The organism is Bacteroides sp. AF34-31BH (genome assembly GCF_003602795.1).
In the GTDB taxonomy this organism is placed as follows: domain Bacteria; phylum Bacteroidota; class Bacteroidia; order Bacteroidales; family Bacteroidaceae; genus Bacteroides; species Bacteroides uniformis.
Genome location: NZ_QTLV01000001.1, coordinates 358932 through 374609 on the forward strand (window position 1 = coordinate 358932; position 15678 = coordinate 374609).

Here is a 15678-nt window from a genome sequence, read left to right on the forward strand (position 1 = left end):
TTAATAATTAGGATTCTGTACCAGTCCCGGATTTACCATAAGGGCAGACTGGGGCAAGGGATACCACTCGTATTTGCGGTCACGTTTAGCCGGATAGCTTAAACCGTCGTCCGTGGCACGGCCAAAGAACCACCATTGCCCTTGCGTAAACTTATCGAAACGACGCAAGTCTGTACGACGACGCCGCCCCTCTCCCAAGAATTCAAGTCCCCATTCACTCAACATCCAATCCATATCAAAGGATGTAAAACCAGGACCGGGCTGTTCGAGAGCCGATTTATCTGTAAAATAGCGTGTTTTAACTCTATATACCAGTTCTTTAGCACCTTCCGTATCACCTGCACGCATTTTACATTCAGCAAGAGTATAGACCACTTCACTCAAACGGAATTCCACCTCATCGATGTTTTGGAAATCAATGCCTGCACTCTCCGGATAAACCGGATATCTTACCAAACGGACACCTGAATTCGTTTCACCCCAGCGAGGTGACATGACAGTCTCCAGATTACGTCCTAAATTAAGGAATGTACCCACCTGATCCACATAAACCAAATCCTGACCGTCACGGTCGGCATCTGCTTTCAAAGCCGCACCCTTACCATAGTTGGCTTTAATAGCCCCTTTCAAAAAAATGCCTTGATAGTTTCCTGTTGTTTCATTATACACATAGTTCTGCTTACGGATATCTTTATCGTGGAAACGTTCATAAACTGCTCCTAACTTATCACCGTAGTCGGTAAGAAAGCTCTTAGGATTGTCAGTACCACCATACGGCTGTACATTTCCAGAATTATCCCATGAAGGTGCCAAGCATACACAATTCCATCCGCTCTGGCTGTATGTACCTCCAAAGTAATCCCAACAATTGTAAGGCATGAAAGGCATGTTACGCATCCAACCGGTATTGACCTGACCGACTTCCATCGCCAATGCCATTACAACTTCCGGACATTCTACATTGTTTATCGAATAAATATCGCGATAGTCATCGGTAATGCTGTAAGTACCATAATCGCCATTCAGAATTTTTTGGCAAAGAGTGGCACACTCATTATAACTGTTTTGTTTGATAAACACCTCAGAATTCAGCAACAAGCGCATCTTAATCATACGATTGGCAGCTTGGTTCATGCGGTTGCGAGTCTTTCCAGAACCATCTTCTTTCATAAGATCTGTAACTGACTCATCTAATTCCTGACTGATAAAATCGTAGATAATCTTGCACCCCTTATCAAAATCAGTATCTGCAGAACCAGGGATTTCCGCACCCGAAGAAATGTTCAAGGGAAGTGCTCCACCCCAAATCTCAAAGATATTGTAGTATGCCCAAGCACGCAGGGTACGTACTTCGGCAATATAACTATTCAAAGCATCCTCAGTCATGCGTATAGATGCGGGGCTGATTGCCTGCAAATCTGTAATAAGCGTATTGCAAAGCCCAATAGTGGTCCACGCATTCTCCCAAGTTTGGCGAATAATGGTTGATTCTGACGTCCAGGTATGTGAAGACAAAGCAAACTTCAATGCCTCATCCCATCCCCAAAGTCCACCGTTCCAACTGCGCCATGCCACCTGGTCGGCAGAAAACTCCTGCAAATACCAGAAGTATTCCAAATAACTATATGCAGCTTTCGAATAGATGGCTGCCACTGCCCCCTGAACACTCGTCTCATCTTGATAATAAATTCCGGCATCCACACGATCGAACACTTCCTCGTCCAAATTAGTACAAGAGAAAAGTGAACATGACATAATCATCGCCAATAACCAACGACATTTTATATATTTCATATCTTTCATATTTTTAATAATTTGTTTCTCATTTATTTGAAGCGAAGAGTCACACCTAAACTCAATTGAGTTGCTGTAGGATAAGCACTATTACTATCTACTCCCGGCTGGATACCATTCACGTCTATAATTGAAGGGTCATTACCAGAATATCCGGTCAAGGTAAACAGATTCTTGGCAGACAGATATATGCGCATATTATCCAGTAACTTACGGTTCTTAGGAGTAAAATTATATCCCAAGGTTACATTTTCCAGTTTTATGAAGCTACCATCCTCCAGGAAATAGGAAGATATTACTCCACCACCGGTACGGATATTCTTATCTTCCAGATACGCAGAGCGAAGAACATTATCTGTACCACATCCCTGAAGCCCCATACCATATTTACGCATATTGAATACATCAAAACCGAATGTACCGCGGAAGAATACACTCAAATCAAAATTTCTCCAAGTCAGGTTGTTACTCCAAGACAAGAAGTGCTTGGGAGCACCATTGCCAATATAACGTTTATACTTGGCATCAGCCTGAGAAATCGGTATTTGCTCATCTTTATCATTCAAAATAAGCATATTGCCATTTTCGTCAACACCTGCATATTCATAACCGTAGAACTGCCCTATCTCTCCCCCTTCCTGCACACGGAAGAAATATTCGCTGGAGCCAGTACCCGGTTTTAAGTAAAGGTCGAGATAAGATGCCTTGTAAATATCGTTAGAAAGTTTGGTCAACTTAGTCTTCCCATAAGAATAATTGATTCCGCTCGTCCACTTCACTGCTGTTTTAGTAAGGATGTCACCATCCAAAGATACTTCTATACCGGTATTTTTCGTTGTTCCAACGTTAACCAAAATAGTGGAATAGACAAAAGGCGGTTGAGGTGCCGTGTACGTATAAAGCAAGTCTTTAGAACTACGGTCAAAATACTCCACTGAACCACGTAAACGATTCCATAGAACAAAATCAACACCCAGATTAATCGCAACGCTCTTTTCCCAAGCCAAATCCGGATTAGCATTACTAGAGGGAGCATAGCCCGTTACCCAACGCCCGTCAAAGAGATAACTACCATTGGTATTGTAAGTAGAAAGTGATTTATAAGCATCAAAATCCGAACGACCGGTAATTCCGAAAGAAACACGCGGTTTCAAACTGGTCAACACTTTCCGGGTATTCTTCATAAAGCCCATCTCCATCATTTCCCAAGCCAAAGAAGCTGCTGGGAAGTACCCCCACTTTTGGTTAGCACCAAATTTGGAAGAGCCTTCATAGCGCAACGAAGCCGATGCAAAAAGCATATCCTTCCAATTATAGTTCAACCGACCAAAGAAGCCAATAAGTGTCGATTCAGAGCGACCGCTATATAAACTTGCCAAACCATCCTTCAGATAAGAGCCACTGCCCAAATCCCAATATTTCGTATTATCAAAAGAGAAGTCGTTGTTACTACCACCAATCTGTTCCCAGATAGACTTCTCATAAGTATAGCCCACTACAGCCTTAATATTGTGGTCGCCCAAGTTCAGTGCATAATTTCCCAACCACTCCAATCGATTGGTGTACCATTTCTGATACTTCATTTCCGCACGTCCTTTATAACCATTCCAATAGGACTCCGAACCGGCAGACGAAGCATAATATTGTTGCTTCATGTCATTGTAATGCAATGAGTAACTTAATGTTGTATTCAACAAATGCTTTTCTGTCTGCAAAATATTCAGTTTAGCCTCAGCCGTACCCAACAAATACATACGCTGGCCGTTGTTATCTCTCAAAGCAAGCTCCGCAACCGGATTGGTTGCACCCGTAGGAGAAGTAGGCTGATAATACGAACCGTCTGCATTATATACCGGCATTGTAGGATTCATTGTGAGTGCCCTATCGAAGAAACCATCATTTCCCCAGGTTTCATTTACACGACGTGCACTCAACGAACCGTTGAATTGTAAGCGATTCTCCAGTACACGCTGTTCCATAGAAAAACGACCTCCAAATTCTTCACGACCACTCACGATGTCAAGTCCATTGGCACTTTTGTAATTGAAGGAAGCACCATAGAAACCATTCTTTGTGCTACCATCAATAGATATATATTGGTTTGTGTCGTATGCTACATCACGAGTAATCAGTCCATACCAGTCAGTGTCGGCTCCATAGTCTGTACCTCGTCTCGAACGACGGAATTCATCAGCCGACAGAATATCCGGAGAGGGCTTGGCTACATTAAAAGCGATGTAACTGTCATATGTGACTACCGTTTTTCCAGCTTCACCCGAGCCACGTTTCGTTGTAACTAAAATCACACCATTAGCACCTCGCGTTCCGTAAATAGCAGCTGAACCCGCATCTTTCAATACCGTAATAGATTCAATATCCTGTGCAGCGATGTTACGGATATCGCCACCTGCCACACCATCTATGACAATCAAAGGACTATTACTTGCAGAAACAGATGTTGCACCACGTACTTGTAATGAAGAACTGGAGTTAGGATTGGCAGCTGCCTGCGTATTGACATTCAAGCCCGCGACTTTTCCCGATACCATTTCCATCGGGTTATTCATAGCCCCCAAATTAAAATTTTTCTTATCCACTTGTACAATGGAACTGGAAACTTCTTTTTTACTCAATGAACCGTAACCCACTACTACAACTTCTTCCAACACCTGCTGGTCATCATGCAAGACAACATCAATCTTGTTTCTACCGGATACGTTCAGTTCCTGCGTTTGGTAACCTACATAAGAAAAAATAAGTATTGCATCAGGATTGACATTCAATAACACATAGTTACCGTCAATGTCAGTTATCACCCCCGAAGTTGTACCCTTTACCAATACACTTGCACCGATAAGACCTTCACCCGTTGCATCGGTCACCTTTCCTTGTACCTGAAGTTGTTGCGCAACAGCAACACCAGTCATCATAAGAAAACCCAGTAAAAGGATCATGCGCTTTTTAAGGCATCTCTTTAGACTTTTCTTTTTCATCTTATTAGAAATTAGTTAAACAATAAATAGATTGATGCAAATGTATTATCAAAACAAACGCACGATTTGGGCTGAGATAAAAATCTAAAGTCCTGCAACAGGCAATCAACTATAATACAACGCATTACAAAAATGCTATTGCTACTAATTTCTAAATCATTTCTAAACTTTTTAAGGCAGAAGAAAGCCTCAAAAGGAGGATAAAATCAAAAAGAAGTTATTTTCATCACTCGTTCTTCAAAGTCCTCTTTACAAAGAGACTTGTTTTTTAGCTTGGAACGATAAGTATAGATGGTAGTTATGGAATAACGCAAAAATTCTGCAATACGCGCACTGTCTGTAATACCTAAACGAATCAGTGCAAATATGCGCAGTTCGGTAACAAGCAATTCTTCATTTTTAGGATGCAATTGTTCTTCAACTGGCAACAAACGATTAAATTCTTCTACAAAGTTAGGGAATATCTTAAGAAAAGATACATCGAAATTGTGATAGAACTCTTTCAACTCTTGATTTATGAAACGGTCGGACTTCAATGTACGATATAACTCCTCAAGTTTACCGGCAGCAGCCTGCTTGTTCAATATGCGGCGATATTCTTCCATCTTACTTATATAAGAGGAACTTAAACTGAGGAAACGTCCCAAATACTCTTCCTTAATATGATTGGCTTCCGTAAGAGTCTGATTAGTATGCAATAATCGTTCATTAGCCTCATGTTGAGACTTGTTCAGCTTCTTCAATTCACTATTCAATATACTCAATTGGGAATTGGCAGCAACAACTTTTTTACGGGCATAAGACAATTTTTTCATTTGCCATAGCACACACAGTACTGTCAATAGAAGGAAAACAGAAAGGATACATATGCCTGTAATAAACATTCTCTGCCGCTGTTGCTGTATTTCCTTTTCTTGCTGATAAGCACGATCTATGAGCGGAAGCATCTTGGAATTCTGCGAACTACGCAACCGAGTAGTATAATAATTAGCATCTTCCATACTAATCTTGATATAGTGATTAGCACGTTCCAAATCGCCCATTCCATAAAGTAATTCCGCTAATGCGCACAAAGAATAATTTTCTTTCACCACTGCCCTAATGTCAGCAATGGCACTGCTAATACGTGCTTCCATTTCTTTCTGCTTGTTCCCCACGACATGATAAGCAAAAGCCAGAATTGAAGTAGCTACTGCATACTCACGCGTATTGGATTTCAACCGAGGTAAAAAATTCTTCAATAAACATATAGCCTCCTGACTTTTTCCCTGGTCAATGAGCTGAGGTGCATGCACGACTACATATCTATAAGTATCTTCCGGTACTAGGCTGATTATAGAATCCCTATACAAATTTGCTATCCGAAGATAATTGTTCACGTAGTTCCGATCAGTGGCGTACTCTGCCTGATAGAGATATAGGTTTTCAAAACATACATAATAGTCCACTATATTTTCACCCTCCAACGTGTTACGAGGAAGCGATTTCAGCAATTCCATTGCTTCAACAAAAAGGCCCGAAGTATTTAGAATATGTACTTTATTTAATATAGAACTATTTATCCATTGCCTATTATTTAGCCGTGTGGCAATAAGAATATTTTCATTTATATAATGTAATGCAGAATCACTAATATAAGAATTATATTCGGCAAAAAGACGATTTTGTATCAGATAACGCTCCATGTCAGTAAGCCTCCCTTGCTTCAACTCATCCTTTATCAAAGAAATATACCGTTCTTTTTCTTCCTCGTATTGTCTACGCATCACGATAGTCTTATCCAGAACAGACAAAAGGCTATCTATTGCAGATGCATACATACCAAGCGAACATGGCAACAGCATTATTATTAAAATCAAGATACGCATCATAGGTTAACATTGTGACATAACTTCGCAAAGTTACAATTTTCTTCTGTTATGAAAATACGATTTTAGTATTTTCTTTGGCATTATAAGTCGTACATCATAGGGATTATACATCTACCGAAATTCATATTTCCTCTACTTCGGATAGCTTTTAAAGCTTTTATGGCAGTTTTCAAACCTCCTTCTGCCTAATAATGGCTAACATTGCAACCGAAACCAAAGGTTGACATCAACATGAGAAAGACATTATTATTTTTATACCTTTTATCTCTCGGCAGTATTGCCGCATACGGTCAGACACGTCTGACCCAAGACCCCAAACTGGAACGACAACTCCACGAAAGCGGACTGATACATCAACCCCTCCCCCTGGATATTGAAAACTCTTTCGAAACCAACGGATGGAAAAAGGAGGTCTTGCAAAGCGCTCCTCTCACCCGCTCGGCAGGTACAGAGGGATGGAGTCATTCCGGCGCAGGAAGCATGTCCTTCAGTACGGAAAAGACCGTTTCCGGCAAAGGCAGCATCAAACTGCAATTCCCCACATTCACCGGGAAAAGGGCGACCGGCTCTCCTTCCGACCCAGACTATGCCACCTACGGAAACAGCAGTGTTACCTATCATCTAGACGGCGCCAATCTGGAGAAGTACAACCGCATCGTATTCTCCATCTATCCCGATTGCGACGGCGCGCGCATCGTCAACATGAACCTCACGTTTCGCAATGCAGATACTCCTGCCAAGAAAGGATATAATCAGCCTTCGGGTTCACACCTCATTAACCTTATTAATAAGGAGTGGAACCAATGCTTCCTCGAAATAGACGAGTATCAGCGCGACAAGGTGATATCCATCACCTTCAGCACAGCCCTCAAAGGCAAAGACCGGACTACAGGAGATTCAGCTATCTACTACCTGGACAATCTACAACTGCAAACGGTGAAAGCCCCTGAGAAAGTCAGCGGATGGATACCTGCCGATGGAAAAATCTCCTACTCGACAACCGGCTATGCCGTCAACCACCCCAAAACCGCCCTCATCAACACAAACCTCACCATAGACGCCGGAAAGCGCTTCCAACTGCTTACCCCAACCGGAGAAATAGCTTACGAAGGAGACATCCGAAAAGAGAAAACCACTCTCGGAGAATTTGGCCTTATTGATTTCACCTCCTTCAATAATCCCGGAGAGTATCAGCTGAAGGTCGGAACATCGCTAACTCCCACCTTCCGGATTGGAGAAAGACTTTGGGAAGATTCACAATGGAAAGTGCTGAACTTCATCTTCTGCCAGCGCTGTGGACATCCGGTTCCCGGCAAGCATTCCACCTGCCACGTAGACCTCATGTCCCGACATGACGGACGCAGCATCTCCTACTCCGGCGGATGGCACGATGCAGGAGACTTGTCCCAGCAAACCTTGCAGACGGGAGACGTGACCTTTGCTCTGCTCGAAGCCTATAATAAACAAAGAAATATCAACCCAGCCCTCGCCGCCCGCCTGCGTGAAGAGGCGGAATGGGGAGTAGAGTTCATCCTAAAGAACCGCTACGGCGATGGTTACCGCGCCAGCAGCATGGGATTGCTTATCTGGCAAGACGGTGTGTTCAATACATTGGACGACATATCTTCCGTACGTGTACAGAACATGGCATTTGACAACTTTCTCTATGCCGGATACGAAGCTTACGCCTCCATGACGCTGGACAACGACCCGATGCTGCAGGAATACCTATTGCGCGTGGCCGAAGAAGACTTCGCTTTTGCTATGGAGAAGTTCAAAAAAGATGGCTTCGACCAGTTCGTCCAGCCTTACGAACACAGTTACAACACTTCGAAAAGTCAGTATATGGCTACCATCTCCTGGTCGGCAAGCCAATTATACAAGCTGACCGGAAAACCTTCTTATGCGGACATCGCCGCCGAATACATCCGCTACACCCTCGACTGCCAGCGCACGGAACCGCTGAAAGACAAAGACGGGACACGCGGATTCTTCTACCGGGACAAATCCCGCAAATCCATCGTACATTACATACACCAGTCGCGCGAGCAGGTCTATATGCAGGCCATGGTGATGCTTTGCGAAACCCAGAAGGAGCACCCCGATTATCCTAAATGGGTGAATTCCATACAACTATATGGAGAGTATCTGAAAGGAATGATGAAGTATACCCATCCCTACGGTATGATTCCAAGCGGTGTTTACCATGCAGAGGAATATAAGGATACCACCAACTTCTACGCCCTCCATCTGTTTCCCCCTGCCAATGCCAAGGAACTGTACACGGAACAGATTAAACGAGGAGTACAACTGGACAAAGAGCACTACATGAAACGTTTCCCCGTGTGGTTCAACATTTTCAACGGCAATACCGCCATCCATCTTTCCAACGGAAAGTCCGCCGCCATCTGCGGAAACTTCCTGAAGGACAAGGAACTGCTCAACATCGGTCTGGAACAGTTGTACTGGACCGTAGGCAAGAATCCTTTCGGACAATCCTTGATTTATGGAGAAGGACACAACTATCCGCAACTGAATACCTTCTCTTCGGGAGAAATGACAGGAGAGATGCCCGTTGGTATCCGTACCCTGGGTAACGACGATGTCCCCTATTGGCCGCAAACCAACAATGCCTGTTATAAAGAGGTATGGATTACCTCGGCAGGCAAATGGCTGTCTCTGACTGCGGAATATTAGATAATGGAGAATTAATAACTTATAAATTACAAATTATGAAACATCTGCTTATTTTATTGTTTACGGCTTGCACCTTGCTGACGTACGCACAAGTCCCCGAAGGTTATCCGGCAAACTATGCCAAAGCTCCTCGCTTCAAGGCCTTGATTTATTACACGCAACATGCGGAAGAAGCACACGTACAATTTGCAGAACAAGCAACCACTTTCTTCAAGAAGCTCAATTACGGTGACGGCTTTGTTCTGGATATTACTACCGATTTTTCAAAATACCCATACGAGAAACTGAAAGAATACAATGTCATTATCATGCTTAACACATCCCCCAACACCAAGGCCGAACGCGATGCTTTTGAGCAATACATGGAAAACGGAGGCGGTTGGGTAGGTTTCCACGCAGCAGCCTACAACGACAAAAACACGCATTGGCCCTGGTTCGTTAAGTTTCTTGGTGGTGGGGTGTTCTATTGCAACAACTGGCCTCCCCAGCCGGTATTGGTCGAAGTCGACAACGAAGAACATCCCGTTACCAAGAATCTGCCTGCATCATTCGTGGCTCCCGCCAGCGAATGGTACCAATGGACTCCCAGCCCCCGCCAGAACAAGGACGTAGAAGTACTCTTGTCCCTATCTCCCAAGAACTATCCACTGGGTATCAAGGATGTAGTGAATTTTGGCGACTTCCCCATCGTATGGTCCAACAAGAATTACAGAATGATTTACCTGAATATGGGACATGGTGACGAAGAGTTTATCGACGGTACACAGAACCTGCTATTGGTTAATGCTTTCCGCTGGGTAGTGAGCAAAGACAAGAACGGTGACCCGTTCCTCAAATGAAACAACTCCCATAACAGTAATCAAAAGAATAAAATAGGATAGTATTCTTCAAATCTTCTCCAAAATACAACACTTTTATGCCGAAACAGATACTTTTCGAAGGAAAAGGTATCTGTTTCGGTTGTTTCATATAGATACCCTTGCTGGTCCCGACAAGTTGGAATGATAGTTTCCTATAGTCGAAACCAAGAGTTTTAACCTTTGAAACGAATGGTTTTATCGAAAGAAACTTTTGGTTTTGCTTGTTGAAACCAATAGTCTTACTTGTCAAAACTTTTCGTATTTAGTCTTGAAACTAAAAGTTTCATGCTGAGAACTAAGATTATAACTATTTCAACGACCCACGAAACAAGTATGCATACCATCTTTTACAAAAATTGGAAAGCGTGATGGATGGTTGTAATGTTTTTTATCTATCACAGGTATCCATCACATTTTAATTAACTTATAATCAAAAGAATAATCTCTTCGCGTGACAGCATGACAGATGTTTTGCCGAAATAAACTTTAGTGAGAGATACCGCCACTGCCTACACATAAAAATCCCCAGTATTCCAAAAGGAAATACCGGGGACTCTTCAGAAAGAAAACCAATCTAAACTTATAACCAGCCAGGGTTCTGTGTCAAGCCACCTTTAGCCCTATCCATTTCCGACTGGTCAATCGGGAAGTACCTGAACTTCTCCGTCCAACCTTTGTTACCTAAAATCTCTGTTCCTTTATCGAAACGCAGAATGTCAAACCAACGCTGCATTTCATCCATAAACTCATACCCACGCTCTTCAAAAAGAATATCCAACAACTCCTGCTTGCTCTTTCCCGCCAAGTTGATACGATGCTCTTTGTCTTTGAAAGCGCGGTCTCTGACCTGGTCGAACCAGCCTTGCGCATCGGCACTGGCAGTTCCGTTGATGCGTACATCAAGCTCCACAGCCAGCAGCAAAACATCGGCATAACGGTAAATACGCCAAGAGTTATAATAGTTATCCGTAGGGTTCACCGTAGACGTCGTCTCCTTTCTCGGATGAATCTTATAGTGCCCCAGGCCTTCATAATTTTCCTGCTGGTCACTGACTTGGAAAGCACTTCCTGCCGGCAGTTCACCTTTGGCCACCATTTCTGCCACTTTCTTAGCCTCGTCCGCATAGACAATGACTGTTCCTTCTCGGCGCGTATCGCCTTCCTTAAACATGTTGTAAACGGAACTCGGCATGGTATTCTGCCCATAACCTTCGCCCAAGCCGCCCTGCTCGGCACTTCTCGGGTCAACAATGTTACGACCACCCAAAGAACGTGCAAGACCAAACCCTTCACCGGAGTTATTGCCGGCATAACATACCTCAAAGATAGATTCCGCACACCATTCTCCGTCTTTCACCCATAAGCTTTGATAATCAGGGTTCAACTGGTATCTTCCACTGGTGATTATTTCTTTCATGTCATTCAATGCCACCTGATATTTAGTCTCATCACGATGGAACAAAATAATTTTAGCACGAAGCAGCTTGGCAGCATCCCGGCAAACGCGTCCCTGCTGTGTAGCACTGCGCTGGGGCAGATACTTAGTCACTTCGTCATCCAAGTCACCCATCATAAACTCATAAATTTCTTCACGGGTTCCTTTGGCAACGCTATACATTTCACTGGCTGCCAGATAATGTTTGATAAGCGGGAATTGCTCATACCCCATAAACAGATGGTAATAGAAAATGGCACGGTAAAAGCGCGCTTCGGCAGAAATGGAATTGACAAAGTCTGCACTGAGGTTGCATCCAGCCAATTTGTCAATCAACAGATTGGCAGCAATGACTCCATTGAACAAGCCAAAATCCCACTCATTCCACCAAGAACCATATCCCCATGCACCGAAACAAGAAGTCGCGTCATAGGTAAAAGTATCCCATTTCGTCTTGTAAGACCCCTCACCGATACCACCGCCGGTTTCGGACTCATCACCCAGCAAAGAAGAGTAAGACCAAACCTCCGGCATGCGGGTCTGCATTTCATTCATCACGGCATACAAGCCCTTCATCATATCGTCTTCCGTCTTATAGAATTCGGTTTCCGACACCTGAGTTCTCGGATTCACTTCCAGAAAATCTGAACAAGCTGTGGTCGACAAAGCCATCGCACCCAAAGCCAATACCTTTAATATCTTATTCATTGTATCTAATTTTTAGGTTAATCAAAATGTAATATTCGCACCGATAGTATAAGTACGTGCTTGCGGATATGTTCCCCCGTCAAATCCATCACGTGTTCCCACTTCAGGATCATAACCGCTGTAGTTGGTAATTGTAAACAGATTTTCGCCCTGCACAAAGAAACGCAGTCCCTTGATGCCGACACGCTGCAACATCTGGCCGGGCAGACTGTAACCTATCTGCAACACTTTCAAACGCATATACGATCCATCTTCTACAAAGAAGTTTGAAACCTGATAGTTATTGTTGTCACCATCTATGATACGTGGTACCCAATTGGAAGTTCCTTCACCGTGCCAACGGTTCAACCAGGATTTGTCGTAGTTACCAAAAGTCACGTTGGAACGTCTGTACAGTTTATAAATATCGTTTCCGATACTTCCTTGAAAGAATGCACTGAAATCCAGCCCCTTCCAATCGGCAGAGAGCGTAAATCCATATGTCCAGTCGGGATTCGGCTTACCTATCATAGTACGGTCATCGCCATTAAGACCATTTTTACCGTCCAAATCTTTAAAACGGATATCTCCGGGCTTGGCATTCGGTTGTATCAACTGAGTCTTTCCGTTAGAATCTACGTAGGTATAGCCGTCTATCTCCTGCTGATTCTGGAAAATGCCATCATGCAAGTAACCGTAGAAGAAGCCGTACGGACGCCCGTTCTCTCTCCAACTGACCTGACCGCCCATACCACCGCCGATATTATTGAGACCGACGCGGTCGGGGCCTTGGTCTGTTACGGTATTCTTCACATAAGAAGCATTTCCATTGATACCCAGATTCACTTCACCCACCTTAAAGCGATAGGACGCTTCGAACTCGATACCTTCGTTCTTCACTGTACCCGAATTGACCGTCATACTGCCATAACTGGTATAAAGAGGAATCGGCATGGAAAGCAGCATGTCCTTCGTCTTCTTCACGAAATAGTCGGCAGAGAATGTCAATGCACTGTTGAAGAAACGCAAGTCAATACCCAAGTCGGTCTGTTCGGAGGTCTCCCATTTCAAGTCTGCATTGGCATAGCCACTGGGCAGCATACCTGTATATACCTTTCCATTTATGACTGCATTCTTACCCTGGCTCATCATACTTGTATAGGCAAAGGAGCCAATACGTTCGTTACCGTTCTGTCCCCAGCTCAGACGTATCTTGGCAAAATCCAACCAGGAAGGTCTGTTTTCCATGAACTTCTCACGAGTCAACACCCAACCCAAAGAAACCGAAGGGAATGTAGCATATTGGTGCTCGCGACTGAAGTTTGACGAACCGTCCCGTCTCACTACCGCTTCGAACAAATACTTTTCATCATAATTATAATTGATACGTCCGAATACGGATGCAATGCGGTGGTCTTCTGCCCCACCCCATACTTTGGACTGCTCTTCGGGCGCTGTGGCCGTGTCTATATATCCCTTGTCTATATCCACCACCAGCAGATTATAATCTTCCGCTTCCAAATTGGAGTAATGGTAGGAAGACATACTTGTACCGAACAGTGCACCTATATTATGACGGCCGAAAGACTTTGTATACGACAGTACATTTTCCCACTGCCAATAGGAAGACTCCCTTTTCTTATCCTCTACCTTGGAAGTGGCATTCTTACTGGTAGCATTCAGCTCGTAGACTGGAGTTACATTCTTAATGGAATTGAACACCCATTCCGCACCATAGGTAGTCTTGAACTTCAAACCCGGTAACAAGTCCACATCAAGGTTAAAGTTCGCACCGAAATTCTGAGGCATAGTCCTCTGGTTATGACTGACCTGCATGGCTGCCAGCGGATTGGTTATTTCACGCATCTCGATGATATTGTATGCCAGGCCGTTAGGAGCAATGACATGATTTGGATAAGTTACGGCATATTGCTCCAGTATAGCAGGGTCGGTCTGATAAACCGGCTCGGTAGGAGGCAACATATTCATGGAAGTAATCAAGCCTGCTGCTTCACTATTGCCAATAGTATTACCAGTCTGGATTGACTTGGAATAGCTTGCAATTGCACCAAAACTAATCTTATTCAACCAATTTCGTGATTTCGTGTCCAGTAATACATTATTGTAATTCAAGCGTACATTGTAGCGTTCATAATCAGCATGTCCTTTAGCATAAATACCTTCTTGCTTTACATAACCGAAAGAAGCATAATAGGTAGAGTTGTCCGTACCTCCACTCAACGAAACCTTGTGGTTCATAATAGGAGCATTCTTGTTCTGCAGTTCCTTTTGCCAGTCGGTATTGACGCTGGAAACAGTCGGGAAATAAGGGTCCTTACCTGCGTTGGCAGCCATTTCATTCATCAACATCTGATAATCCGCACTACCCAGCAAATCCACCTTCTTGGAAGGATTCTGAATACCGTACGTAAATTCATAGTTCAAAGTAGCCTTCCCTTTAGTACCCTTCTTCGTAGTTATTAGCACAACACCGTTAGCACCACGGGCTCCGTAAATAGCGGCGGAAGCTGCGTCTTTCAACACTTCAATAGACTCAATATCAGAAGGATTCAAATGACTGATACCACTTTCAGACGGCATGCCGTCTACTATATAAAGCGGATCGGAGTTGTTGACCGTACCGGTACCCCGAATACGAATCTTTGATTCCGCACCGGGCTGACCTGAATTAGAGATAATCTGTACACCGGAAACTTTACCTTTCAAAGCATTCTGAATATTTGTAGGATTACCTTTATCCAACTCTTCACTGGTAACACGGCTCACAGCAGACGAAAGTACACTCTTCTTTTGTACACCATAGCCTACTACAACTACCTCGTCCAGCAACTCAGAAGAATCAGTAAAACGGACTTTCAGATTTGTATCTGCAGCAGTCAGTTTATACTCAATAGGCTCATAACCGATAAAGGTGAAGACCAACACATCACCCACAGAAGCTTTCAGACTGAAATTCCCATCAATATCCGTCACAGTACCCACAGCCGGATTACTTTTCATACTGACATTAGCACCCGGAACCGTTTCTCCAGAAGGATCATAAACGATACCCTGCACATTAATTTGTTGTGCGAAGAGCTGCAAAGTGCAACTGAGAATGCAAAGCAGCAAAAGGACTCTTTTTCTTTTCATGATAATAGTATTAGTTTATAAAATAGGAAGTTATTCATATTGTATTGATACAAATTCCAATACTTCGATAAGCGAAATTACGTACTAAACAAGAAATGGAAGTTGAATATTTCTCATAAGGAGTTCATTTACTAACACATCCATAAAAAACGTTTTATTTTAAACTTAAAGTGATAAAGTTTAAACCC

At 43.4% G+C, this 15678-nt stretch carries 7 protein-coding genes; 2 read left to right on the plus strand and 5 right to left on the minus strand.

The window, feature by feature from the left end:
* From DWZ67_RS01515 to DWZ67_RS01525, 3 genes are all read right to left on the minus strand, one after another.
* The gene (locus DWZ67_RS01515) at window positions 1-1794 is read right to left on the minus strand and encodes a RagB/SusD family nutrient uptake outer membrane protein (protein ID WP_005833034.1); all 1794 of its coding nucleotides are present in this window, start codon (window positions 1792-1794) and stop codon (window positions 1-3) included.
* A 32-nt stretch (window positions 1795-1826) separates the two neighbouring features.
* On the minus strand, window positions 1827-4787 hold the full coding sequence (locus DWZ67_RS01520) for a SusC/RagA family TonB-linked outer membrane protein (protein WP_005827017.1): 2961 nt from the start codon (window positions 4785-4787) through the stop codon (window positions 1827-1829).
* A gap of 206 nt (window positions 4788-4993) precedes the next feature.
* Window positions 4994-6658: a DUF6377 domain-containing protein gene (locus tag DWZ67_RS01525; protein WP_005827019.1), complete on the minus strand. Its 1665-nt coding sequence runs from the start codon at window positions 6656-6658 to the stop codon at window positions 4994-4996.
* 231 nt (window positions 6659-6889) lie between these two features.
* Here DWZ67_RS01525 and DWZ67_RS01530 point away from each other — a divergent pair, with 231 nt between their 5' ends.
* Complete coding sequence (locus DWZ67_RS01530) at window positions 6890-9355, plus strand: glycoside hydrolase family 9 protein (protein WP_120137997.1); 2466 nt, start codon at window positions 6890-6892, stop codon at window positions 9353-9355.
* Window positions 9356-9390: 35 nt separating this feature from the next.
* Window positions 9391-10194: a ThuA domain-containing protein gene (locus DWZ67_RS01535; protein WP_005833047.1), complete on the plus strand. Its 804-nt coding sequence runs from the start codon at window positions 9391-9393 to the stop codon at window positions 10192-10194.
* Between the two features lie 601 nt (window positions 10195-10795).
* Here DWZ67_RS01535 and DWZ67_RS01545 read toward each other — a convergent pair.
* On the minus strand, window positions 10796-12358 hold the full coding sequence (locus DWZ67_RS01545; protein WP_044468636.1) for a RagB/SusD family nutrient uptake outer membrane protein: 1563 nt from the start codon (window positions 12356-12358) through the stop codon (window positions 10796-10798).
* A gap of 21 nt (window positions 12359-12379) precedes the next feature.
* Window positions 12380-15490, minus strand: coding sequence for a SusC/RagA family TonB-linked outer membrane protein (locus DWZ67_RS01550; protein WP_120137998.1), 3111 nt, complete (start codon window positions 15488-15490; stop codon window positions 12380-12382).
* Window positions 15491-15678: the final 188 nt, after the last annotated feature.

Bases quoted from the DNA above. Each gene is read 5' to 3' on its own strand.
- DWZ67_RS01515 (WP_005833034.1), bottom strand. From the start codon at position 1,794: ATGAAATATATAAAATGTCGTTGGTTATTGGCGATGATTATGTCATGT.
- DWZ67_RS01520 (WP_005827017.1), bottom strand. From the start codon at position 4,787: ATGAAAAAGAAAAGTCTAAAGAGATGCCTTAAAAAGCGCATGATCCTT.
- DWZ67_RS01525 (WP_005827019.1), bottom strand. From the start codon at position 6,658: ATGATGCGTATCTTGATTTTAATAATAATGCTGTTGCCATGTTCGCTT.
- DWZ67_RS01530 (WP_120137997.1), top strand. From the start codon at position 6,890: ATGAGAAAGACATTATTATTTTTATACCTTTTATCTCTCGGCAGTATT.
- DWZ67_RS01535 (WP_005833047.1), top strand. From the start codon at position 9,391: ATGAAACATCTGCTTATTTTATTGTTTACGGCTTGCACCTTGCTGACG.
- DWZ67_RS01545 (WP_044468636.1), bottom strand. From the start codon at position 12,358: ATGAATAAGATATTAAAGGTATTGGCTTTGGGTGCGATGGCTTTGTCG.
- DWZ67_RS01550 (WP_120137998.1), bottom strand. From the start codon at position 15,490: ATGAAAAGAAAAAGAGTCCTTTTGCTGCTTTGCATTCTCAGTTGCACT.